This window comes from Candidatus Omnitrophota bacterium (assembly GCA_023227985.1).
In the GTDB taxonomy this organism is placed as follows: Bacteria; Omnitrophota; Gorgyraeia; order Gygaellales; family Profunditerraquicolaceae; genus JALOCB01.
The window spans coordinates 32,648-58,063 of sequence record JALOCB010000001.1; the positions used below are offsets into that span (position 1 = coordinate 32,648).

The 25,416-nt window shown below is 48.3% G+C and carries 18 protein-coding genes and 2 tRNA genes; 6 read left to right on the top strand and 14 right to left on the bottom strand.

What is annotated here, in order from left to right; all coding sequences use genetic code 11:
• Positions 1 to 12 precede the first annotated feature (12 nt).
• From M0R35_00180 to M0R35_00225, 10 genes are all read right to left on the bottom strand, one after another.
• The gene (locus tag M0R35_00180; protein MCK9594086.1) at positions 13 to 408 is read right to left on the bottom strand and encodes a secondary thiamine-phosphate synthase enzyme YjbQ; all 396 of its coding nucleotides are present in this window, start codon (positions 406 to 408) and stop codon (positions 13 to 15) included.
• 5 nt (positions 409 to 413) lie between these two features.
• Positions 414 to 3,683: a carbamoyl-phosphate synthase large subunit gene (gene carB, locus M0R35_00185; protein ID MCK9594087.1), complete on the bottom strand. Its 3,270-nt coding sequence runs from the start codon at positions 3,681 to 3,683 to the stop codon at positions 414 to 416.
• Positions 3,683 to 4,771: a glutamine-hydrolyzing carbamoyl-phosphate synthase small subunit gene (carA, locus tag M0R35_00190; protein ID MCK9594088.1), complete on the bottom strand. Its 1,089-nt coding sequence runs from the start codon at positions 4,769 to 4,771 to the stop codon at positions 3,683 to 3,685. Before carA ends, carB begins: the two co-directional genes overlap by 1 nt.
• A 3-nt stretch (positions 4,772 to 4,774) precedes the next feature.
• Positions 4,775 to 5,233: a TIGR00725 family protein gene (locus tag M0R35_00195; protein ID MCK9594089.1), complete on the bottom strand. Its 459-nt coding sequence runs from the start codon at positions 5,231 to 5,233 to the stop codon at positions 4,775 to 4,777.
• 68 nt (positions 5,234 to 5,301) lie between these two features.
• Positions 5,302 to 5,373 (bottom strand) — tRNA-Arg (locus M0R35_00200).
• A gap of 80 nt (positions 5,374 to 5,453) precedes the next feature.
• On the bottom strand, positions 5,454 to 6,701 hold the full coding sequence (locus tag M0R35_00205; GenBank protein ID MCK9594090.1) for an endonuclease Q family protein: 1,248 nt from the start codon (positions 6,699 to 6,701) through the stop codon (positions 5,454 to 5,456).
• Entirely contained in the window at positions 6,698 to 7,978 is a 1,281-nt protein-coding gene (locus M0R35_00210) for a dihydroorotase (protein ID MCK9594091.1), read from the bottom strand. The genes M0R35_00205 and M0R35_00210 overlap by 4 nt, the downstream gene beginning before the upstream one ends.
• The gene (locus tag M0R35_00215; GenBank protein ID MCK9594092.1) at positions 7,962 to 8,918 is read right to left on the bottom strand and encodes an aspartate carbamoyltransferase catalytic subunit; all 957 of its coding nucleotides are present in this window, start codon (positions 8,916 to 8,918) and stop codon (positions 7,962 to 7,964) included. The genes M0R35_00210 and M0R35_00215 overlap by 17 nt, the downstream gene beginning before the upstream one ends.
• Positions 8,911 to 9,453, bottom strand: coding sequence for a bifunctional pyr operon transcriptional regulator/uracil phosphoribosyltransferase PyrR (pyrR, locus tag M0R35_00220; GenBank protein MCK9594093.1), 543 nt, complete (start codon positions 9,451 to 9,453; stop codon positions 8,911 to 8,913). The genes M0R35_00215 and pyrR overlap by 8 nt, the downstream gene beginning before the upstream one ends.
• 320 nt (positions 9,454 to 9,773) lie before the next feature.
• Positions 9,774 to 15,731 (bottom strand): hypothetical protein, encoded by a 5,958-nt coding sequence (locus tag M0R35_00225; protein ID MCK9594094.1) that lies wholly within the window; start codon positions 15,729 to 15,731, stop codon positions 9,774 to 9,776.
• Positions 15,732 to 16,046: 315 nt separating this feature from the next.
• On the opposite strand from M0R35_00225, the gene M0R35_00230 reads away from it, so the two are divergent.
• From M0R35_00230 to M0R35_00255, 6 genes are read left to right on the top strand one after another with little or no spacing between them, the layout of a single operon-like run.
• A complete protein-coding gene (locus M0R35_00230; protein ID MCK9594095.1) occupies positions 16,047 to 16,448 on the top strand; it encodes a prepilin-type N-terminal cleavage/methylation domain-containing protein in 402 nt (133 codons plus the stop codon).
• Positions 16,442 to 17,809, top strand: coding sequence for a hypothetical protein (locus M0R35_00235; GenBank protein MCK9594096.1), 1,368 nt, complete (start codon positions 16,442 to 16,444; stop codon positions 17,807 to 17,809). Before M0R35_00230 ends, M0R35_00235 begins: the two co-directional genes overlap by 7 nt.
• Before the next feature lie 14 nt (positions 17,810 to 17,823).
• Positions 17,824 to 18,585, top strand: coding sequence for a hypothetical protein (locus tag M0R35_00240; protein ID MCK9594097.1), 762 nt, complete (start codon positions 17,824 to 17,826; stop codon positions 18,583 to 18,585).
• Entirely contained in the window at positions 18,585 to 19,382 is a 798-nt protein-coding gene (locus M0R35_00245; protein ID MCK9594098.1) for a prepilin-type N-terminal cleavage/methylation domain-containing protein, read from the top strand. Before M0R35_00240 ends, M0R35_00245 begins: the two co-directional genes overlap by 1 nt.
• On the top strand, positions 19,379 to 19,915 hold the full coding sequence (locus M0R35_00250; GenBank protein MCK9594099.1) for a type II secretion system GspH family protein: 537 nt from the start codon (positions 19,379 to 19,381) through the stop codon (positions 19,913 to 19,915). The genes M0R35_00245 and M0R35_00250 overlap by 4 nt, the downstream gene beginning before the upstream one ends.
• On the top strand, positions 19,912 to 20,214 hold the full coding sequence (locus M0R35_00255; GenBank protein ID MCK9594100.1) for a hypothetical protein: 303 nt from the start codon (positions 19,912 to 19,914) through the stop codon (positions 20,212 to 20,214). Before M0R35_00250 ends, M0R35_00255 begins: the two co-directional genes overlap by 4 nt.
• Before the next feature lie 65 nt (positions 20,215 to 20,279).
• On the opposite strand, the gene rsmI is transcribed toward M0R35_00255, so the two are convergent.
• The 4 genes from rsmI to gyrA all read right to left on the bottom strand — a co-directional run bounded on the left by rsmI (position 20,280) and on the right by gyrA (position 25,416).
• On the bottom strand, positions 20,280 to 20,933 hold the full coding sequence (gene rsmI, locus M0R35_00260) for a 16S rRNA (cytidine(1402)-2'-O)-methyltransferase (protein ID MCK9594101.1): 654 nt from the start codon (positions 20,931 to 20,933) through the stop codon (positions 20,280 to 20,282).
• Between the two features lie 10 nt (positions 20,934 to 20,943).
• The gene (gene glmS / locus M0R35_00265) at positions 20,944 to 22,782 is read right to left on the bottom strand and encodes a glutamine--fructose-6-phosphate transaminase (isomerizing) (protein MCK9594102.1); all 1,839 of its coding nucleotides are present in this window, start codon (positions 22,780 to 22,782) and stop codon (positions 20,944 to 20,946) included.
• Positions 22,783 to 22,897: 115 nt separating this feature from the next.
• Positions 22,898 to 22,972: transfer RNA gene (locus M0R35_00270), tRNA-Glu, on the bottom strand.
• Between the two features lie 8 nt (positions 22,973 to 22,980).
• Complete coding sequence (gene gyrA / locus M0R35_00275; protein MCK9594103.1) at positions 22,981 to 25,416, bottom strand: DNA gyrase subunit A; 2,436 nt, start codon at positions 25,414 to 25,416, stop codon at positions 22,981 to 22,983.

A 25,416-nucleotide genomic window follows, 5' to 3' on the forward strand; every position in this document is an offset into this window, starting at 1 on the left:
TATCGGGTTTGCCTAACCGCTGATAAATTTAACCCATAGCTCTCTTAGCCGTGGCCCATCGCTCTCGCAAAAATAAATCCCCTGCCACGCGCCTAACATCAATTGGCGGTTTTCCACTATAATAGAAAGACTCTGGCCAAATATGGAAGATTTAATATGGCTGTCGGAATTACCTTCGCTATGGGTATAACCGCCGGACAAAGGGACAAGTTTAGTAAAAGCGGCGAGCATATCTTCTTTCACCGCGGGGTCAGCATTCTCATTTATAGTCAGGCCAGCGGTTGTATGCGGGCAGAACAGAACACATAGGCCATCGGGAACGGCACATTTCTCCGCTATCCCCCTTATTTTCTCAGTAATATCCACAAATTCCATGCGGTTCTTGGTCTTGATCTCTATCTTTTCCATACGGACTATTTAGACATCTTCTTATGATAATCCTGGATCGACCTTACCTCCAACTCTTTCTTTATCAGCGTTTCGATACCGTTAACCGTTGCCTGAGCCCCGGAGATCGTGGTAGTGTACGGTATATTATAAAGGACCACATACGAACGGATCTTAAGCTCATCCTGCCGGGGGATCCTGCCTGAAGGGGTATTGATGACCATTTGGATCTTGCCGTCTTTCATCAGGTCCAGTATATTCGGCCGGCCTTCGGAAAGTTTGGGCAGGATCTTCACGTCTATCCCGTTCTTTTCCAGCGCCGCGGCTGTCCCGGAAGTCGAATAAACCTGGAATCCAAGGTCAACCAGCTTCTTGGCGATGAACACCACCGCCCTTTTATCCCGGTCGCGCACTGAAATAAACACATTGCCTTTCTTAGGCAGGTTCTGCCCGGCGGCGATCTGGCTCTTTATATATGCCCTGCCGAAATCCTTGTCGATGCCCATGACCTCGCCGGTAGATTTCATCTCCGGCCCCAGGATAACATCCACTCCCGGGAAACGGTTAAAAGGGAATACCGATTCCTTGACCGCAACATGCTTAGTAACAATCTCTTTAGTGAACCCCAGATCCTTGAGCTTCTTTCCTAACATTACCTTGGTCGCCAGTTTTGCCAGAGGCAGGCCGATGGCCTTGGAAACAAAAGGCACGGTCCTGGACGCGCGCGGATTGACCTCCAGCACATAAATTTTTTCATCCTTGACCGCGTATTGCACGTTCATTAACCCGACAACATTAAGTTCTTTGGCCATTTTATAAGTGGCTTCGCGGATCTTATTCACCAGCCCCTGCGATAACGTGTATGCGGGAAGGACCATCGCCGAATCCCCGGAATGAATACCCGCCTCTTCGATATGCTCCATGATCCCGCCAATGACAAAAGTACTGCCGTCGCCGATCACATCCACATCCACCTCGATGGCGTCTTCCAGGAACTTGTCGATCAATATCGGATGTTCCCCGGAGACTTTAGCCGCCTCGATAATGAACCTTTCCAAGAGGCTTTCGTCATAAACGATCTCCATTGCCCGGCCGCCCAGGACATAAGAAGGCCTGACTAACACCGGGTACCCTATCTTCCGGGCTACTATTTTAGCCTCTTCAAAATTAAAAGCGGTTCCGTTCTCCGGCTGCAGAAGATCAAGTTTATGCAACATCTCCTTGAATTTTTTCCGGTCTTCGGCGATATCGATGCTATCCGCGGTCGTGCCCAGGATATTTACCCCGGCCTTGCGCAAAGATAACGCCAGATTTATCGGTGTCTGGCCTCCGAACTGGACGATCACGCCCATCGGTTTTTCCAGCTCGATTATATTCATTATATCCTCAATGGTCAGCGGCTCGAAATAAAGGCGGTCAGACGTGTCGTAATCGGTCGAAACCGTCTCAGGGTTGCAATTGACCATAATGCTCTCTATGCCTTCTTCCTTCAGCGCATATGCCGCATGGCAGCAGCAGTAATCGAATTCGATCCCCTGGCCGATACGATTCGGCCCGCCTCCTAAAATGATCACTTTTTTATCCTTGCCCGGCCGGCCTTCATCCTGGCTCTCATTAGTCAAGTAAACATACGGCTGCTTGGCGTTGAATTCGCCGGCGCAGGTATCTACTAATTTATACACCGCTTTCTTATTATTCTTCTTCCTGTGTTCACGCACCTTACCCTCCCTGGAATTCAATAAATAGGCCAGTTGCCTGTCGGAAAAACCGTCCTGCTTGGCCTGCCCCAGGAGATCTGCGGGAAGCTTTATCTCATCCTCAGCCCGGTTATTCCTGAAGGCCTTGATCTTCTCCTCCATCTCCACCAGTTGTTTCATGTTATCAATAAACCAGCGGTCGATCCGGGAAGCCGCGTAGATATCGTCCACGGAAAACCCCGCTTTAAGCGCGTACCTTAAATAAAATATCCTTTCATCATTAGGGACGGTTATCTTATCTTTGATCTCTTTGAGCAACCCGCTATCCGGATTTTTCAACGCTTCGTCGGATATTTTATCCTTACCATCCGCCCCGAAACCGAAACGGGATATCTCTATGGAGCGTATCCCCTTTTGCAGCGCTTCTTTAAAATTCCTGCCGATAGACATAGCTTCGCCTACGGCTTTCATGGAGGTATTCAAAGCCCGGTCTGACCCCGGGAATTTCTCGAACGCGAACCTGCAGATCTTGAATACGCAATAATCAACCGTGGGCTCAAAGAAAGAAGTGGTCTTTCCGGTGATCTGGTTCATTACCTCCGGAAGTGTATAGCCTACGGCCAATTTTGTGGCTACCCTGGCTATGGGAAACCCGGTGGCTTTTGATGCCAGCGCCGATGACCGGGAAAGCCGGGGATTGACTTCGATTATCACAATATGTCCGTTATCCGGGTTCTGGCCGAACTGGATATTCGCCCCGCCTCCGGTAATCCCGACCCTGCGGATTATTTTTTTGGAAAGATTCACAAAATTAGTGTATTCTTCGGCGGTCAATGTCTGGGCGGGGGCAACCACCATGCTATCCCCGGTATGCACGCCCATAGGATCCACGTTCTCCATCGAAGTGATCATGATCACATTATCCGCACAATCGCGCATTACCTCAAATTCGATCTCCTTCCAGCCAAGAACAGACTGCTCAACCAATATCTGATGCACCGGGCTGGTCTCAAGCCCTTTGGCCAGAAAACGCTCCAATTCCTCCTTGTTATAGACAATAGACCCGCCGCTGCCGCCAAGGGTATAGGCGGGACGAAGTATAAGGGGAAACCCTATGCCCAGGCCGATCTTCATCCCTTCTTCAACGCTGCAGGCGATGCCGCTTTTAGGAACAGCCAAACCGATCTCCTGCATGGCCTTTTTGAAGAGCAGCCGGTCTTCGGCGCAGGAGATAGCGTTGACCGACGCGCCTATTGATTCCACTCCGTACTTCTTCAATATCCCTTCCTTCATCAGGAAAAATGCCAGGTTTAAGCCGGTCTGTCCGCCCAGGGTCGGCAATATCGCATCCGGCCTTTCTTTGGCAATGATTTTGGTTACGTAATCGAACGACAAAGGCTCGATATAAGTTACGTCGGCCAACCCCGGATCGGTCATTATCGTCGCCGGATTTGAATTTACCAGAATGGTAAAATACCCTTCTTCTTTCAGGGCCTTGCATGCCTGAGAACCTGAATAATCGAATTCACAGGCCTGGCCGATAACTATCGGGCCGGACCCGATCATAAGCACCTTTTTAATATCTTTGCGTCGAGGCATTATTTGCTCCTTTCTAACATCTTCACAAATCTATGGAATACCTGATTGATCTCGCCAAGCCCGGGGCTGGACGGTATATACTGCGCCCCAATGAACCGCATCTTTTTGCTTTCGATCTCTTCAACGGTCCGGTCATTCAGATTATACTCAGTAACCTTTACATTCTTAATCTTAGCCAGGCTTTCATTGTCCACCGCATAAGAATGATTCTGACTGGTTATCTCGCCCTTATAAGAAGCCGGCTTATTTATAGGATAATTTACCCCGCGATGGCCTAATTTCATTTTCGTTATCTTAGCGCCGATACTCTGGGCTAAAACCTGATGCCCGCAGGAAATTCCCAGAACAGGGATCTTCCCGATCACCTTTTTCACGTTTTCCGCCACACCGGATAACCCGGGATCCTGCTCCGGGCCGTTCGAGATTATCAAACCCTGAAATTTAAGCCTCAGTATATCCTCGGGAACGGTATTGTACGGCAGCAAAGTTATTCCCATCCCCAATGCCTGCAACTGCCGGATCAGGCTGTTAGTCGCGCCGATATCCAATATAGCGATCTTTTTTGCTTTAGGTTTGGCTTTAGTCAAAACGGTTATTTTACCGGTGGATATTTCCGGTAAGGCGCTTTCCGTCTCAGCCTTGTGAAAAGACTGCATCTTTGCAGACAACTCTTTAAGATCGAAACAATCGGTGGAAATGATCCCGAGCATCTCGCCTTTCTGCCTTATATGCACGGTCAAAGTGCGCGTATCCACTTTTTGTATCGTAAGCAGTTTGTTCTCGGCGATAAACTGGTCAAACCCGGCTTTAGCCTGCCAATTAGAATAAATATTGGCTTTTTCTTTGATCACCAGGCCGGAAAGCCAGACTTTCTTTGATTCATTGAATTTAGGCGCTACCCCGTAATTGCCGATCAAGGGATAAGTAAGCACCAGTATCTTGCCATGGTTTGCCGGGTCAGTCATCATTTCCTGATAACCCACGACAGCGGTATTTAAAACCACCCCGGCGATCCGCTCGCCTTTTGCCTGATTAACCGACTCGCCCCAAAAAGAACGGCCGTCTTCCAGCATCAAAATAGCTTTCATAACTTACTCCTGCGTTAGAATTTTTTTAACCTTGGCTATTGCCTGATCCGCTGTTTTAGCCTTGATCACTCCTTTTATGTCCCAGGAATTAAAACTAATAACCGGTATGCCGAATTGAAGGCAGTAAGCAATCTCAGAAAGAGTCCCGGCTTTTCCGGGTAAAGCTACGACCACGTCTGCGCTGGAAACAACCAGCACGTTCCTGGCTAATCCCATACCAGTAGGAATAACCAAATCCACATATTCATTAGCATCTTTTTTGCTGTAAGTTGGTATAATACCAATCGTTACACCTCCGCCAGCCTTAAACCCATTGCAAACCGCCTTCATAGTTCCACTTAAACCGCCAGAAACGATAAAACCAGCCACTTTTGCCAATTTATAGCCTAAACTATGGGCCAATTGCTCCACTTTTGCCGTACAATCATGCCCACCTATAACACCAACTATTTTTTTACGCATTTTTCAAGACCCGATCTTCTAACTCTTTTATTTTCAGCGATTTGCAGCGCGAAGCTTTTTATTATTTATGCGCCTGACAGGAGTTGAACCTGTACCACTAGCTCCGGAGGCTAGTGCCCTATCCATTGGGCCACAGGCGCATTAATGCAGTACATTGCGGAGAATAACACTATACCACAATTCACCCGGCATTGAAAAGAACAAATTTCGATTATTTTGATTAGAATAAACTCAATTGCTGCTCGGTTCCACCAGCCGCCGGACCGGAAGCGTTGTTTTTCTTAACCGAGATTATCCCATATTCACCATCATACCCCGGTTGGGCATTAACCTGACCCAGGCGCATTTTTATTATATTCTCAGCCAAAGGCCGGAACATCCCTTGGCGCAATTCCTCGTCCTTTAAATATAAAAGTATATTGAATTCAGTCCCGAACTTGGCTAAAAGCCCCATATATTCTCTTTCTACTGCCACTGAACCCTTTTTGACCCCCTTAACATCGGCTATGATCTCATCTAAAGGAATCAGACTCTTGAACGGAATCGCATTATCCGGCGTAAGCCCTTCACGCCTGTCCGCCAGGCAATCTACGCGGTTAAGCACGCCAACAGTCAGCGGTTTATTACATTTCGGGCATATGCCTTTATGTTCTTTGGTCTCTTTGGGCGAAAAACAAACCCCGCAGTTGCGATGACCGTCAAAATGGTACTTACCCTCTTCAGGAAAAAATTCAATAGTATACAAAAACCTCTTCTTATCTTTGGTTTTGAGGACTTCCCGGATGGTCGTGTAATCCATCTCGCAGTCGAACACATTGGCTTCACGGCCGATCTTTTGCGGGCTGTGGCTGTCGGAATTGGAGATAAGGGTAAACCTGTCCAACGCGGACAGCCTCCAATTCATTGCCGGATCGCTGGAAAGCCCGGTCTCCAAAGCGAATATCTTAGACGTCTGTTCTTCAAAGCAATCCTCGATCCGGTCAAAGCCGGACATCGAGCCGAACAAAGAAAACCAAGGGGTCCATATATGCCCGGGGACGACCATACAGTTCTCGTCTATATCAAAGACGATCTTGGCTAATTCGCTGGCGTCCACTCCCAATATCGGCCGGCCGTCTGAGGCCAGATTACCCCTGCGACCCAAGGCCTCATTGATCTTGTCAACGGTCTTAAATGACGGCGCGAAAATAAGGTTGTGTATCCTGTATACCCTGCCGTTCTTGGAATATATACTGCTGATCTCGGCGGTGAGGATAAAATAAATATCTTTATGCTTAAAAAGACCGTTGCCCAGGTCTTCCAGATTTTGCTTCAATTCCTCCAGCCATAAATGATGGGTGAAATCGCCTGTGCCCATCAAGGTGATACCCTTCAATTTGGCCCATTCAGCCAAATGCCGGACATCCATATTCTTGGAGGTCGCCCGGGAGTATTTTGAATGAATATGAAAATCCGCGATAAATTTCATTGCCCCGCCTTATACGCTATTTTACCGGCGCAAATAGTATATTCCACCAGCCCTTTAAGCTTCATCCCGATAAAAGGCGAATTCTTGGATTTAGAAACGAACCCTCCTTTTTCCACGATCCATTCTTTATCCGGGTCGATTATAACGATATCCGCCGCCTTACCGGTGGTCAATGAACCTTTATCTATACCCAGGATACGGCTGGGATTAACGCTCATCCTAACCACCAGATCAGACCAATCTAATACGCCTTTGCCGATCAATTCGGTCACGCTGACGGCTAATTCGGTTTCCAGTCCGGTCGCCCCGAACTCCGCCCGGTCGAATTCAATCTCTTTTTCGCTTACCGTATGCGGCGCGTGGTCAGAAGAAATAGCATCAAGGATGCCTTTTTTCAATCCCTGGATTATAGCGTCCTTATCCTTCCTGCTTCTTAACGGCGGGTTCATCTTCATATTAGTATCATATCCCCGGGCAGCTTCTTCGGTCAGGGTGAAATAATGCGGGCAGGTTTCCGCGCTGACCTTTACGCCCTTCTTCTTGGCCTTAGCGATGATCTCTACTGACTCAGCGCAACTGACATGCGCGATATGTATCGTGCATTTTGTCTTTTCTGCAAGCTGTATATCCCTCTGCACCCTTTTATATTCCGATTCGTTTGAAATACCCCTTAACCCCAGCCGGGTAGAAACAGCGCCCTGGTTAACCACCCCCGAAGCTGAAAGAGCCTTATCCTCGCTATGACAAATAACCAATACCCTCGCCTCTTTGGCTTTTTTCATCGCTTTAAAAAATACCTCGCGAGATTCCACGGACGAGCCGTCATCGGAAACAGCGATCACCCCTTCTTTCTTTAACTTCGCGGCATCCGTGATCTCTTCCCCTATCCTCGCCCGGGTGATCGCGGCAGCGATCAAAACATTAGCGCGGGCGGTTTCTCTGATGATATCTTTCAACAAGTTAACGTTCTCTATGGAGTCAATCGCCGGCTGAGTATTGGGCATCGCCAGGATAGTGGTAAATCCGCCCTTGAGCGCGGCCATGGTCCCGGTTAAAACCGTTTCTTTATCCTCTCTGCCGGGCTCGCGCAGATGCACGTGCATATCAATTAATCCCGGGGCGACGATCTTACCCGAGGCGTCGATCGTCTCGTCCGCCGCAAAGGTTATATCCTTGGCCACCTTCGATATCCTGGCTCCTTCCACCAATATATCCCGGATATCGTCTAAATTATTCGCCGGATCAACAACCCGTCCGTTCTTAATCAGTATTTTCATTTTTTATATCGTGTGCCTGGGAGACCAGGAAAAGCACAGCCATGCGCACAGCGATACCGTTAGTCACCTGCTCCAGTATTACCGACTGCGGGCAGTCCGCTACTTCGCTGGACATCTCTATCCCCCGGTTTATCGGTCCGGGGTGCATTACTATAATATTTTTCTTGGCTTTAGCCAGCCGCTCCTCAGTGATCCCGAATTTCTTGAAATATTCCATCTGTTTAGGGAAGGCGTTCTGCTCGTCCCGCTCGAACTGCATCCTTAACACGTTGACGGCATCGGCATTCTTTAGGGCCTCGTCTATATTGCTGGTCACTGCCGCGCCCATCTCTTCTATGCCCGGGGGGATAAGCATCCTGGGAGCGCAGACCGTAACCTTGGCGCCCAGTTTGGTCAATCCCCAGATATTCGAGCGGGCGACGCGCGAATGCGCGATATCTCCGACAATGCTCACGTTCAACCCCTCGATCCTTCCTAATTTTTCCCTCAAGGTGAATATATCCAACAGCGCCTGCGTAGGATGCTCATGCCAGCCGTCACCGGCGTTAACCACGCTGATCCCCAGACTTTTGGCCAGCATCATCGCCGCGCCGGAATAACTATGGCGGATGACGATTATATCGGCTTTCAACGCCTCGATGTTTTTCCCGGTATCGATCAGGGTCTCGCCTTTTTTAACGCTGGATGTTTCAGTGGATATATTGATCACGTCGGCGGAAAGCCTTTTGGCGGCCAGCTCAAAAGAAATGCGGGTGCGGGTAGAAGGTTCATAGAAGAGGTTAACCACTGTCTTTCCGCGCAAGGCAGGGACTTTCTTGATCTCGCGGGTAGTCACCTCCTTAAAAGAATCGGCGGTATTTAAAATAAACTCGATCTCTTCCCTGGTCAGATATTCCAGTCCGAGCAGGTCTTTTTTATTCCAGATCGCGGCTTCAATCATTTTTCTCCACTATCGCCACTTCATCCTGTGCGTCCATCTCGGTCAAGCGGACTTCAACTGTCTCATTTTTCGCCGTGGGGATGTTTTTTCCGATATAATCCGGGCGGATCGGCAACTCCCTGTGGCCGCGGTCGATCAAGACAGCCAGTTGTATGCTTTTGGGCCTGCCCAAGTCGATCAACGCGTCCAGGGCCGCCCGGATGGTCCTGCCGGAATAAAGGACATCGTCTACCAGGACGACATTCTTATCGGTTATATCAAACCCTATCTCGGTCTTATGCACTACCGGCTGGGAGGCGATCAGCGTCAGGTCGTCGCGGTAAAGAGTAATATCCAGGCTGCCTACAGCCGCTTCTTTGTCTTCTATCTTCTTTATGCTCTGGGCGATCCGGTTAGCCAGATAAACCCCCCGGGTCCTTATACCCACCAGGCAAAGGCTCTCCGTCCCCTTATTTCTTTCCAGGATCTCGTGGGAGATCCGCACGATTGCCCGGGTGATCGCGTCCTTATCCAAAACCTTCGCTTTTTCTTTCATAAGTTATCTGTTTGATTTATCCCGGCCTCTCAGCGCTTCGAAAATTTTCAAGGTTAACCGCCAGAAATTTTCTCGCAGCTGCCGGGATTATTTCGCAGCCGGCTATCGCCTATAACTTACGTCCCAAACCTTTAGAGCAAACATTCCGTAAGTTATCTGCTCAATAAAAAAACCAACTTCCTCATCTCGAGTCAGTTGGCATTCCCGTTATTGTTGGTGTTTAGTTTCATATTTCCAGCCTTGCCGGCCTCTCAGGGCCAGGCTTAAAGGTCCTTTCTGATTAGTAAGAATATACCATCCAAACACCCCCTTGTCAAGAATTAATTAGCCGCGGACAGCTCCAGGAATTCCAGCATTTCCAGCAATTGCGGATCTGTGGCTTGCGCGTCAGCCTCTTCCATTCTGAGCATATCCGCTATACAGGAAGCCAGCTGGCCGGAACTTTGTTTCAAATACTGTTTCTGATAACACAGTCTAATATTGTTCTTCAAACGGTCTAAAGAAGGAATGTTCTCTGACTCTATCAGCCGCCTTATCTCCTCCAGATCCTTAGTCAATTTCAGGATGTCCTCTTTAGTAGCCTGCTTATCAATCAGCATATTATCCATGAACCCTGCCGGGATCGATCCTGCCGCCTGCCGGATATTTATCGGCAACCCGCGAAAATCTACGCCGCCCTTACCACCGTCATCATTAATTACACTTTCTTCGCCTGACAAACTATACTTATGCTTTGCCTGCAGTTTTTCTATCCCATCTTTGGCCTGCCAGAAATTAGGATGGTTTTGCCAAATATCGGTGAGCTGTTTTATTGCCCCTGGATCCCCCAATTCTACAAGGGCGTTTATAACCGCGGAAGCGACCTGATATCTCTCCCTGGCGGCATTCTCACCCCGGGCTATTTCCTCTCTCAATTTCTCTAACAAAGGATCGACCGCCCGAAGATCGCCAAATTTGCCTAACGCGAGCGCAGCCCAAACAGAAATCCAGAAATTATCATGCCTTAAACATTCCACGAGCACCTGAAATTTTTGTTCATCCGGGATACTAAGATTCAATATACCATCTATTGCCCCCTGGGCACTCTCCCATCTGACGATTTTAGGACTTAATAAACCTACTTTAGCCAGGATGTCTTTGATATCCCCGCCATTCTCTAAACCTCCGTCAGGGATAACCCGTACAGCCGGATTGCCTTTCAGGCCCCAAAAAAACGAGGGGGGCAAGAAATTCGCCCTTTCCAGGTCTTCCTTTATTATGCCGGTCATATCAAAAACCGCGTTACTCCCGGTGTTGAATATCACCGACCTTTTATAATCCGTGGTCAAATTATGTTCAACCATGCCTTGAGGCCAGAGAGAAAAATACGCACGCACTTTTGTTATAAGCTCCCTGTCCCGATTCAATCCGCCGACAATATTCACTTTTAGTTTATCGGCGTCTTTAACCCCGAACTCGTCTATCATTTGGCTAACAACTTTTTTTATCGTCTCCGCCATATCCAGGTCATTAGTTAAATGAATCAGCGCCCCGGTCCCGGTATCCTGATCCCACAGGGATACTGCTACGCAGGTATACAAACCGTAGGTTTTAAGCTTCCCTCCGGCCAGAATGGCGTAATGAGCCTCAGGGACAATAACAGCATCTTTCGTATCCGTGTTGTCGGCTTTAACCTCGAGGACGGCAAGAGGCAAACTCAACACCGCTTCAGTATGACCGTTCTTGAAAACAAGGCTGCGCTGTGCTGCGATATTATCTTTATACCTGCGCTTGTTAATAGTCGCCGCGATATTATCTGCTATCCTTAGCCCCATCTGCCCGCTTCCCGTATACAGATCCGGATTTTTCCCCTTTTCTTCGCTAATAGCCGAATATCTTCCAGCGCCGTTATCCTTAACGACGATCTCCAGGCTGCCGCCCGCATTCCCGAAGTCTTTTATTCCCACCGTTACAGTTATTTCCCCCCTATAACTACCTGGCCTGCGTTTTGAAACCAGCAGGTTATGATCATAATAAGACATGACCGCATCGAAAGCGTTATTTATCAGTTCTTTCACGGCGAAACCGGCATCATAAAAACTATCCCTCTGATGCAAGCGGTATCCTTCGGCTATTGTTATCGGCAGGCTTTCAATGAAACCCTTACGTTGTTTAGCGTAGTTTTCTTTCCATTCGCCGTAATTACTATACCCGCGGGCAAAATCAGGGAATACTATCTTAAACGTTTTAGGGTAATTCTGCAATGCCGTTCTTATTCTCTCCGCTCTCGGGTCAGGCTTATTGCTGAAGGCCCCGCTTCCCCCGTCAGATATTGTTTGTTTGTTTTTTCGGCGATTATTGACAATCTCATTCAACTCTTTTTCCTTAGGGATAATTCCCGTAAAGGACTTGATGTTTTTCCAGCTAATATCAGAACCATCCAGCACCCGGTCAGGAACAAAATAATCATTAAACAGTTTTAAGGCTATTTTGCTTGCGCAATCGATATTTATGGGCCTGCCGCCGAATTCTTTGCTTAAAACCCTGACAAAATCCCCGTATACGGAAGAGACCCACCCTTTTCCCCTCAAATCCCCATAAAGGCCTTGCAAGTCTATGGAAATATCCGGGTCGCTTACTATTTCATTCTCCTTCGGATCCCACCTGTTGGCTGTTTGACTGAACTCCCACAAGAATAGGATATCCCCGTTGCCTTTTGCCACATCTTCTTCGGGGTGTATACTATAAGCTGTCTCCAACAAACGCTCGTTCATCAAGGCCGATTTTCTGGCCACCACTATCCTGTAGACCTGGTCCATTACGGCGTATCTTACCAAACCGCCACCGGAATATCCCTGGCTGGGCAAAACAATATCCCCTTTAGGATGTTCAACAACGCCGTTATCCCGGACTACGGCATAAACATAGTCATCATCGGACACGGTTGAAAGGCCGGCTAATTTCTCTTTCCAGTTGGAGTTGATCTGTAGCGGCCACGCCCCATCCATCATATCCACATACCCGTTAATCTCATTTAAAACAGCCAGGCCTTTGCCTTTATTCCGTTTCCGGAATTCTTCATGTAATTTCCCCAGCCATTCCGGGGCAGCCAATTCGTCCAACTGCGCAGGAAGAATCTCCTGCCTACCGCCATCATATTTCAGCCTGTCGGCAGAGGAAAAATAAACATGCCTATCGGTTGATCCAAAACCCCCGGTTAAACCGAAAACTTGACCAGGGGTTAATTTTATTGACCGGGGAAGAAGCAGCCATATCGGGTAAAGATTATCGGCAATAATTGAGGCATTGCTCTTCTTAGCCCAACCCAGGATTGCGGAGGTTTTTTCATACTCAAAAACCTCCGAATCAGGAGAAAACATATCATAAGCGGCCTTGACCATCAGGGTATTGAATCTCAGCTTATCCATAAAACGCATAAACTCCGGCTTATACGCATTAATATCCTGTTGAATATACCAGAATCTCTTGACCTGCGCCGGATTCTTGGGATCGATGAATTCAATTACGGCGTTATTGCAGTCTTCTGCATTCCTCGTTTGCTCTTTATCGAAAAATTGAAGCGAGCCGTCCTTTTTAATGTGGAAATAATACACCCCTTTTATCCGCGCCTGAAGCCCGCAGATTATTCTTTCCAGGGCAATACTGCCTATCCCGGATAAATTGTATTCGCTGAGATTATACCCGGAATCAGAACCTATCAGGTAATACCTTTGCAGTATCGAATAATTGACCGGGGTAAATAGTTTATCCTCCGTGCCGAAGCTTCTCTGGTCAACTATTATAAGATCGTTCACCCCGTTTATCCCTCGTTTCAAACCGAAGAGAAGAACATCTATCCCCCCGGCGAAGGAGACCATTACCGGCCCGATATTTATTACCGGCTCATCGCTTCCGGAACTCCGCTCCATTTTATCCGCTATTTTTTCGTATCCTTCCAGCAGCCTGGGAGTGGATTTATAATACTGTTGCCTTTGCTGTAAAACTGCCCGGCTGAATTTATCTAACCGGATAGGATCAACAGCATTAAACGCACCTGCGGGAACACCCAAGACGCCGCCGTCTTTACCCCCCGGGGGTGCGCCGGGATCACTTTCAAGCCGCGCGCCATCCAAATCAAGAAACTTCTCTATAGCCTCGGCTATATCCGGCCGGGATGTTTTTTCATAGGCCTTCCGTAAGAATTCTATGCCGTCATTATAACCTAACCCTTTTACAATACCGTTTAAGATCGCCTGCCGGAACTGTTCCAGATGCATAGGATTATATATCCGGTCGAGTTGATAGACAATTGTCCCGGCGAACATCCTGAAATCGGAAGAAGAGGTGAGCCCCAAATCGATTACCGCCAGGGTCCCATCGCTGCGAAGCATAATATTCTCATCGTGAGAATCCGTGACAAAAACACCTAACACCTTGTATATATTCAACCACGCAGCCGCTATATTTTCCAGATCCCTTGTAGTAAGCTGATTATTTTTATTTTTTTCGGCGATCATTGGCCCGTCTATCCATTCCTGCAGATAATAGGTAACTCCGCCCAGGCGTGTCACACCGCTATCGTATTGCGCCGGGACCAATGTCTGAGGAGCGCCAAACATCTTTGCCTTCCTTATAAACTCCAGTTTCTTTTCCAGTTCTTCGGCAAAAGACCTGTTGTTTTCTTGCGGTTCTTCATATTCATCTTCCATCCCGGGCAACAATGGGGTCAATGCGATCAGGCAAATATTTATTACTTGCGGCAGTCCCTGTTCTTGAAGCCGGGTTTGTTCCTCGATTGGCACCCCTTCTAAAAACGCCAGCTGCGCGGAAACCTTAAAAATAGTTTTAATCCCCCCATTGACTTTATACGCGATACGTATCTTTTCGATTTTAACTTTGTCCGCCACCGAACCGCCCATTCGGTTTTTTAGGATAGTAAAAAAACTTTTCCCGAGATGCCCTGTCAATTCCGCCTTATAATTGGTAAACAAAGCCGCATACTCCTGCTTATTACCGGGATCATAAATCGCCTTATCTTTATACCCGGACAGGTCAAAAGTTAATTCTATGTTCTTAAAAGAAGGGGGGGCGCCCGTATTTGGCTGGTCTTTGGCTGATAAACCAACTGGTTTTGGCTGTGGCGCCCCTTCTTCTATTTGAATACTCGGGCTTACTGCGCTGAAGTCAGCAGTTATATCAAAACGAGCCAAATATTTGCTTTGTCTATATAGATCGTCGGCCGCTACGCGGCTTTCTATGATCTTTTTACCGGCGAGATCACCCCAGGCAACACCGCCCGAAAAATAGCTCCTTATTGTCTGGCCATAGACCGTATTCCGGGTCTCTTGGATATTGTATTCCCCGTCTTTGAAGGATTTCTGATAGGCCTTGAAATAAGCATCTTTGTCCCAGGCGGTCTTTGAGGTGAGGTTAGTAAGGTCTTTTGAGTCTATCCTTCCGGAATAAATCCCATTATTCCCCTGATACTTAATCTTGAACCACTGCGCCAATATCAGCGAGTAATATACCTGCCGCAAGGGCGCGTATCTCTTGCTGGAATTTATCTCTTTAGTCAGCTTCGGGATGATCGTTTCCCTGATTATCCGGCTGGAGTATTCATTAAGCTCTTTTGATCTTTCATCCGGGAAGTTATAGCTTGAGTTATTCTTTAAGTAGTCCTGCTCAAGCATTACCTTCAAGGTAGCCTTGTAGATATACGCGCTGCCTTGCGATTCCCTCACAATGATTTCATCGGGCACGATCCACGGCCGGGTCAAGGTCGGGATGGTGATATTCTCTGATCCGTAAAGCGATTCGGCCTTCTGGTACAGCTTATCCCAATATGCCTTACCGGCCGGGGTCTTAGGCGAAGTGGCTGCGGCAGTGTCTTTTTTAAGTTGCACGTCCGCCTCGAGCAGAATTTTGCCTACGTCTGTCCGGCCCAGATCATCATTGATCATTTCATCCGGGGAATCCGGCCTTAAATTTACCCAGAAATCCTCGTTCGGCAGGCTTAAGCCCACGAAGAAGTATTTCATCAGTTCGCTGGTGGTATCTTTTAACTGCTCCGGACGGGACTCTTTGCTATTGCCTTTATCCAGAAGCAGCCTGAAGTTACCGTTCAAGTTGTCATACGACAGATACCTCAGGTGCAGCGGGCGGTATTTCTCCGGCAGTATGCTCTTTGCCAGGCTGCCCACCATACCGGAGAGGTCGATCGCTGAGGATACCTGCGCAAAGCCTGCCTGTTCGAAACCAAAAACGAAGATTATTATCAGGCTTAAGACTCTCTTCAGCATTCTCTTATCTTTATATATATTAGCCATAATATTAACAAAGCACTTTGCAAAAGCGCTTCTTTTTTGATCATAAAAAAACTAACTATTGTATAAGGAATATTGTTTATCAGCCTCTTTAAGTATGTATTATATAGAGTGCTTTTTCAACCCTATTTTAGCTGTTTTGTGAAAACGGTTTCAATCCCATTTTCTCTGCCCTTTACCGGGGTTTTCTAAGAAAAGCTCTTAATTCCAATTTAAAAATGTGTTGCTTTTTATTGACGTGAGGGTATACTCTTAATAGAGATTTTTAAATCTCATAATCCCTGATTTGAAATGCGTAAAGCTTTTACGTTAATAGAATTCCTGGTGGTTTTAATCATTATTGGGATAGCTGCGTCTGTAGCCCTGCCTAATTTCTCCGGACGGCTCGAACAATTCAGGGCCCAGGAAGCGGAAACAACCCTTCTTTTGATCAACAACGCGCAAAAAAGATACAAAATGGTCAATGGCCGGTATTTTACCTGCGCTCCTAACTGCGACGTACAATCGATCAACGAAAACTTAACCCTGGATATCCAAGGCGATTATTATTTCAACTATTCGATCGCGGCCTGGGGCTCTTCCAATGAAGGCTTTCAAGCAACAGCTACACGCAAAGACGGGACGTGCGCGGACAAACACATGTCATCCACATACCTCAATAATACTATCTCCAAAGAATGCGCCCAATGGTAGAATCCGCCGGTTTGCATAAAACACTTCCCCGCCTGGTCAGCCTCGGTTTGTTGCTTTTTTGGGTCGGCTCCGCTTACGCCCAAGCGGAAAAGTTAAGCTATCTGCCCAGCAATGACAACATGGACACCGTAACCAAAGATTATCCCTCCCCTTTACAAGTTCTCGGGTTCGCTAAAGACGATTGCGAAGAAGCAAATGAATTGTTCCAGCAGGCCGAGGATTGCTACAATTGTATTCAGAACTTAAAACCGGCGTGCCCGGATTGCTGCTTGACAAGTGTCGACGATTTTTGGGCGGTCCGCTGCTCTGAGGATGTAGACAGAAAATATGCCTGCGCGACAAAGGCCTTCGCTCCGGCAGACTGCTCCGACACTAACTGCTCGCCGGACTGGGACGATGTGTGCAAAACAACCTCGACAATGAGCACACTGAATCACTGCCAGTATAATGGCTGCCCCAATACTGAACCGGAGCATGATACATTTGCTGAGCCCGCTGAAATATGCATCCCTTCCGGAGCCAATGCCTGGAAATGTAATTTCAGAAGGACTAAGGCTCGCCCGGCTTACCCGGGGTGCCCGGCCAACGAGGGATCAACAACCTCGCCCTGTTCCAGCACCCCTTATTACACCCTTAAGACCATTAATGAACCGATGATAGAAAAAATGCCCCCGGTCTGCCCGAATAAAGATTACCCCTGCTGGTTATACACGCCAACTTCGTATTTTCAGGATTGCATTGATTCCTGCAAACTTTATTCCAACAATTGGGACACTTGTAACAATGTCCTTTCTTGCTGTAAAAGAGGTGTCTGCCCGGATATGGGCTCAGGCGGCCGTGACGTATTCTGCGAACTGAACAAATGTCAGCAACGCCTGGAAATACCAAGATGCGCCGCGTTCACTTCTTCCGAAGCGTACACCAAAGAAGAGACCTGCGCTAAATTAAGCATAGCGGCGAATAATTGCGTGATCAAAGGCCTTTGCTCTTCCTGTTTCAAAGAGCTGGATCCGGCTTTCTTCTATAAATTCGTCGCCAGAAGCCGGCAAGGCGTGACCATAATCTGGCAGATGGTCACCCAGCCCTTAACCCCCACACAATTCCTTTACACAAAACTTAAGCTCTTTGAGATATCGCCGGCCACCGGCGCGGAAACCATTGTCCACGAAAGCATCATTCATCAAAAAAGCCTGGCCGCGGCCTTTTCTATATTTTGCGCTACCCATATACCTCCCGCGACCTTGAAACCCGGGAAGGCTTATATTGCCAGACTATATCACTTCCTTCCTTATAACGAAAAAACCACCTTAAGGGTGGATATAAAAAGCATGCGTTTGATCACAATAAGATCAAGAGAATAAAAAGGAGGCGTGTTATGCAAAAAAAGTGTTGGCTCTTATTGTTGCTTTTCCTGCCGGCAGTCTGCACAATCTGTATGGCCGCGGACAATACCTCGGAAATGCCTGTAGGCCAGGCACCCAGCGTAACCACTATCGTCGGATCGGGCGCGGCTACGCTGGAATCGGTAAAATACCCTGAATTCTACACCTACAATGCCCCGGGCTATGAAACTTGCGGCGAACACCTCAAAACCCTCAGCGGGGCATTAAAAGGGAATTACTCGACTTTTCAGGTAATCCCCGGGCTGCAAACCACTTTCAGCATTCCTGCTGAATACCGCAGCACTTCCAGGATCTTATTCACCTGGACAGTGCGTATCGAAACCGGCCGGGTTACCGCTGTCACTGTAGCGCCAACTTTTTGCGCTGATTTTTTTGGGACATCTTATCAGCGATTCACCGGCGGAGAAGTTGATACGCAGTTGTTCATAAACGGCAGGGCGATGCAGCCTACCGCGACAATGACGGTCCCGGGGACATCAACCGCAGAAATTTATCAGGAATATCATACGCCGCCTCCTCCTCCGCCTCCGCCGCCATGCTGGGGATGCGGTTGCTGGCCTTGCGGCGATCCGACCCTTACCGGAAGTTGTTTAATAGCGCCCGGCGATTTAGGCCTGGCGGCTTTTCCGGCCAGCATGCAGGTCGATGTCCGCTGGTTTAACAAGATGGGCGGTTTCCAGGCAGTCAGCCCTGATCAGATGCGCGAACTTATAATCACCATTATACCGCAATAATGAGAACCCGAAAAAAGGGCTTTACCATCCTGGAGGTGGTGGTATCTCTGGTGCTTTTAGCCATCGGATTCCAGGGTTTTATCTCTTTGGCATACTGGGGTAAATTCCTCTTTAAGCAAACCGATACTTATTCCAAAGTAATGAGCGTCGGTTTGCTTAAAATGGAGGAAACACTGGCCAAATCTTATTATGACCTTACTACTAATTCCTCCGGAGTCTACAACGGCATTTATTGGAATATTAACATCTCTGATAAAAAAGAAGGGGTGATCCCGTATAAGCTGATCGAGGTAAAGACAGCCAACGGGGACTCCTCTAACCCAAAGCGGATTGAAGGCAGGCTGGAAAATGTTGTGCCTTACCCCTACATCCATTCCTTCTCTCAAACTATAGTTGATGACGGGCTGACCTTTGTCCCCGCCGGGGCTCCTTTGTCCTCCCCGGCAGCTTCAAGTTTCAGCTCTATCGGCGGGCAAAGATTGTTTTTATCCGTTAATTTCGAAGTCCCTAAAAATATAATGATCCTCTATAACATTTCCGTGGAGCAGGAAGATATAGCCGGGGTGCTCGCGAACGACACGATCTACACAGAATGTTTCATAGACAACATCCCCAAGCCGGTAATGACCCGGACCCCCATCTGGACCCAGCCTCTTATCAGCAATGTCCTGGGGATAGATAGCATCTTGCCCGGGAGGCATACTATAGAGGTGCGCTGGTGTAAAGATACTACTTCCGGCATACTGAAATTACGGGACGCGAACCTGATCGTCCTGGCTTTTGAGAAAAACAAATGAAAAAAGGTCTCACTCTTATAGAATTAGTGGTGGCGTCGGTAATAGTGACCATGCTTCTGGTAATCGTCAGTTCATCCTATAGCCTGCATTTTAACTCGATGATCCTGGATATGCGCCTGGCCAATGTCCGCCTGCAGACGGACTACGCCCTGGAAAATATCCGCCTCCATTGCATAAATACTATCCGGATAGAACCCCTTTACTTGTTCCCAGCCGGCATTACCAGCCACAAAACCCGCTTTTGTTTCGAGGGCGAGAACAATGTATACAACATAACTCCGGACACCTTGACAGATAACTCGCAGTACTGTTATTATATAAACACGGACGGAGACCTGGTTTTATCCACCAACTCGGTCAAAGAAGAGCTCCTGATCGAAAAGGCGTACGCCCCGACGGTTTTATTCAGCTATACTGAAGGAGATGAGCCCAATCTGATGCGGGTGAATGTAACCGCGCAGATAAAAAACCATACCATCGTCAAGAACGAGGCTATATCCTTCTGGTTCACCGACATCTTAAACACACAATGATCTATATCATATCGATGACCATAACCTTGTCATTTATCCTGAGCGGAGTCTTCCTCGGGCTTGCCCCTTCTATCCACCGGGTAATAGAGTCGGATTTTCTGCGCAGGGCCTCATCCAATGCCAAGATCGAAGGCCTGCAGATAGGCACTCTCATGTCCAGGTCAAAACCGGGCGTAGACCAGACCCGACAGTTCACTTCCGACCTTATCTTCAAAGAATCCGAAACGATCAAAAAGCTGGTGACCACCATAACAATAAAATCCAACCTCATCAATGTTACCATCGACACCGGGGAATAATATCCCCTGTTACATCAAAAACATCCCCGCGTTTTTTAATTGATCCTCGGCCAGCTGTACGTCGGTTATACGACAACTACGAATTCGCCTTTAAAAGAATGGGATTTTAGGTGGGAAATGATCGTTTCGGGTTTAGCGCGCAGCACTTCCTCGAACTTTTTAGTCAATTCACGGCAAATAACAACCTCTTTTCCCGGCCAGATATCCCGGATCGCGGATAAGGTATCCAGGATCCTGTGGCAGGATTCATAAAAAACAATGGTGTAATCCATTTTAGACAATTCCTGCAGCCTGTTTCTGCGGGCAATGGGTTTATTCGGCAGGAATCCCTCAAAGACAAATTTATGCGCAGGCTTGCCTGAAAGTACCAGGGCATTGATCAAAGCGGTCGGGCCTGGGATCAAAGTCATTGGGATAGAATTGGTTATCGCCAAATTGACCAGGTTATATCCGGGGTCTAAAATGCCCGGGGTACCCGCATCCGAGACCAGAGCGATGTCTTTGCCTTCTTTTAAGATCCTCAAAAGGGATTCGCCTTTGGTAAACCGGTTATGTTGAAAAAAACTAGTGGTGGGGGTTTTAATGCCGTAATGATCCAGGAGTATCCTGCTATGCCGGGTATCCTCGCAGGCAATAAGGTCAACCGACTTCAGCACCTCTATTGCCCTTAAAGTGACATCCCCCAGGTTCCCTATTGGAGTAGCGACTACATATAACATATCTTTGATTTTATTCGACGGTCACTGATTTAGCCAGATTCCTGGGCTGATCCACGTCACAGCCTCTTTTAACCGCGATATGGTAGGCGATCAACTGCAGAGGCAAAGCCGCCAGGAGCGGAGAAAATATCTCGTCGCATCTGGGTACAAAAATAACCTCTCCGGCTTGATCTTTTATCTTTTCATCGCCGCAAGTGGCTATAGCGATGATCTCCCCTTTGCGGGCACGGATTTCTTGAAGGTTGGAAATCATTTTTTCATATACCTTGGACGCGCAGGCTATACAGACAACCGCCCGGTATTCGTCGATCAAGGCAATAGGGCCGTGCTTCATTTCGCCGGCGGCATATCCTTCAGCCGGGATATAGGATATCTCTTTCAATTTCAACGCCCCTTCCAGGGCAGAGGGAAAATTTATATTCCTGCCCAGATACAGGAACGAGCCGAAGTGCGAATGCCGGCGCGCCAGTTCGGCTATTTTATCCTGGCCTTTAAGTACCGCTTCCTGCAGAGAGGGAATCTTTTTCAGGCCTGCCAGATATTTATTTATTTTCTCCGGGGACAGGATATTCCGGATCCGGGCGAGATAAAAAGCAAATATGTACAACGCGGTTATCTGGGCGGTATAGGCCTTGGTCGAAGCTACGCCTATCTCCGGACCGGCATGCGTGTAAATGACCCCGTCGGATTCCCGGGTCAACGTAGAACCAAAAACATTGCATATAGAAAGCACCCGCGCCCCGCGCCGGCGGGCTTCCCTCACCCCGGCCAAAGTATCCGCAGTCTCCCCTGACTGGCTGATGGCGATAACCAGGGTTTTATCATCTATAAGCAGGTCCCTGTAACGGAACTCGCTGGAGACATCAACTACCGTAGATATACGGCAAAGAGATTCCAGTATATATTTGCCCGCTAACCCCGCGTGATAAGCTGTTCCGCAGGCGACTATCGCGATATTATCTATCTTCTTCAGCTGGGACAACGGGATATTCTGCTCTTCAAGCTTTATACTCCCTTTCCCGTAATCGATACTGGCATTTAGGAAATCCCGGATGATCTTGGGTTGCTCGTTGATCTCTTTAAGCATAAAATGCTTGTATCCGGATTTCTGCGCCTGGGTAATATCCCAACTGATCCGCGAGCTCTTGAAAGTTGCCGGTTTGCCTGAAAAATCGGTTATCCTGCAGCGATCCGGGGTAATGACAGCGATGCGGTTTTCTTCCAAAAAGACGATATCCTTTGTGGATCCCAATACAGCCGGGGCATCGGAAGCCAGGAAATTCTCGGACTTGCCTAGCCCCACAATAAGCGGACTGCCCATCCGCGCGCCCACCAATTTCCCTGGCTCCCGGCTAGAGATGACCGCTATGGCAAAAGACCCTTCCAGCTTAGATACGGCTTTCCTGACCGCCCCCTCAAGGTCGACCTTTTTATAAAATTTCTCTACCAGATGAACTATCACCTCGGTGTCCGTCTGGCTTACGAATTTATGCCCCTCTTTAATAAGTTCGCTTTTGAGTTTTGAGTAATTCTCGATGATCCCGTTATGGGCCAGGGCGAGCTCGCCGGTGCAATCCGCGTGTGGATGGGCATTTTCCTGATTAGGCGCACCGTGGGTCGCCCATCGCGTGTGGGCGATGCCGCTTGTTCCGTTGAGCGGTTTTTTTTTGAGGATATTTTCCAGAGCGCTGATCTTACCCGGAGATTTTCTTATGGAAAGTGTTTGTTTGTTGGAAAGGATCACCGCCATTCCGCTGGAATCGTATCCGCGGTACTCCAGCGATTTCAGTCCGTTAAGCAGGATTGGCTGGGCCTGGCGTTGCCCTACATATCCGATTATGCCGCACATATGGCTATAGTTAAACGCTGAAGGGTTTATAGTCGATAATCCATAATCGGTAAACGTTAACGGCGGTTTCTGAAACTATGGACTATAGACTATTGATTATTGACTAATAAATTTACGTCCCCAACCGGATTTGAACCGGTGTCGAGAGCTTGAAAAGCTCTTGTCCTAGACCAGGCTAGACGATGGGGACTGATCGATCTATTCTTCCTCGGCAATCACCGGCGCTACGCAGGAAACACGGTCCTTATCCTTGCCGTCCAGTTTGATAAGGCATACGCCTTGCGAAGCCCTGCCGGTTTCCCGAATATCTTTGATCGAGCAACGCAGGAACATCCCGTTCTGGGTGATCACCATCAATTCGTCGTTATCATTAACTGTCTTAAGATTTACCGCCGGGCCGTTCTTATCGGTAACTTTGATGTTAATAATACCCTTGCCTCCCCTGCGGGTCAAGCGATATTCCTTGGCCGGGGTACGCTTGGCAAAACCCAATTCGGTAACCGTTAATATAGTGGCGTCTTTCTGCACCAGGACCATAGAGATAACCTCGTCTTCTTTACCCAGAGATACCCCCTTGACCCCGCGGGCCGCCCGGCCCATATCCCGGACTTGGTTTTCCGGGAACCTAATCGCCTTTCCTTCTCTTGTCCCGATCAAAAGCTCCTGCTTGCCGTCGGTCAATTCCACTCCGATAAGCTCATCATTATCTTCCAGGGTGATCCCGATGATCCCGCCTTTGCGCGGATTTCCGTAGGCGTCAAGACAGGTCTTCTTGATCGAGCCGAGCTTAGTGACCATAACCAGGAATTTATCCGCGGAGAACTCCCGCACCGGGATGGTCGAGCTGACCTTTTCCCCGGATTTAAGCTCCAGAAGGTTAACTATGGCCTTGCCCTTGGAGACCTTGCTTGCCTGCGGGATCTCATACACCTTGACCCAGTAAACCTGCCCCTTATCCGTGAAAACGAGGAGGTAATCCTTGGTCGAGGCCACAAAAAGATGCTCGATAAAATCTTCTTCTTTCAGGTCCGCTCCGGTCGCCCCCTTGCCGCCTCGTTTCTGTTTGCGGTAGGCGCTTACCGGCAGTCTCTTTATATACCCACCGTGGCTTATGGTCACCACCACATCTTCGTCGGCTATAAGATCGTCAATCTCCAGCTCTTCCACCTCTCCGACAATATCCGTCCGTCGCTCATCCCCGTATTTCTTTTTCAATTCCGCGAGCTCTTCTTTGATGATCCCTTCTATCTTCTTTTCCGAAGCCAGGATCGCCCTGCATAATTCTATTTTCTTTAAAAGCTCCAGGTATTCGGCCTCGATCTTGTCTCGCTCCATCGCGGTCAAACGCTGCAGCTGCATTTCCAGGATCGCCTGGGACTGAACATCGGAAAGCCCGAATTCTTTCATCAGGTTCTCTTTAGCCGCAGGCACGGTTTTGGAGGTCTTGATCACCTTGATGATCCGATCAATGAATTTAAGGGCGATCTTAAACCCTTCCAGGATGTGCGCCCTCTTTAAGGCCTTATCCAGCTCGAACTGTGTCCTTCGCCGGATGATGATCTTTCTATGCCCGATATAACAATCCAGGATCTGGCGCAGATTAAGCACCCGTGGACGGTTTTCCACCAAGGCCAGCATTATAATGCCGAAGGTGGTCTCCATTTGGGTGTGCTTGAAAAGCTGGTTCAGGATTATCTGGGGTTCGACATCGCGCTTCAACTCGATAACAATACGCATCCCGTCTTTATCCGACTCATCGCGAAGATCGGATATACCCTCGATCTTCTTGTCATCGACCAGATCCGCGATAACACTGATCAGCCCGGCCTTTTGAACCTGGTAAGGTATTTCATTGACCACGATAAGGTCTTTGCCGTTCTTCTGATGCTCGACGATAGCCCTGGCCCGCACCGTAACTTTGCCCCGGCCGGTAGCATAGGCGTCTTTTATCCCTGACTTGCCGCAGATCACCCCGCCCGTAGGGAAATCCGGGCCTTTAATATGGCGTAAAAGGTCTTTGATCTCGGCTTCGGGATTATCCAAAATATAACCGATCGCGTCCGCTACTTCGGATAAATTATGCGGCGGTATATTGGTAGCCATGCCTACGGCGATACCGCTGGACCCGTTTACCAAAAGATTGGGCAATGCCGCAGGCAATAGCAAAGGCTCCTGCAAAGAGGCATCGAAGTTGGGGCCAAAATTAACGGTGTCTTTATCAATATCCGCAAGCATCGCGTCGGTGATGGCAGCCATGCGGGCCTCGGTATAACGCATAGCCGCGGCGCCATCCCCGTCGACCGAACCGAAATTCCCCTGGCCTTCAACCAAAGGATAACGCAGGGAAAAATCCTGCGCCATTCTGACCAGCGTATCATAAACCGCGGTATCCCCGTGAGGGTGGTATTTACCCAGGACCTCCCCGACGATACGGGCGCATTTTTTATACGTCTTGGAGTGATCGAGATTCAACTCCTGCATCGCGAAAAGCACCCTGCGATGCACCGGCTTCAAACCGTCTCGCACATCGGGAAGCGCGCGGCCGACAATAACGCTCATTGAATAATTTAAATACGCGTCCTTTACTTCGGACTCGATAGAAACAGGATTTACTTTTTCATTGCGTGTATACAT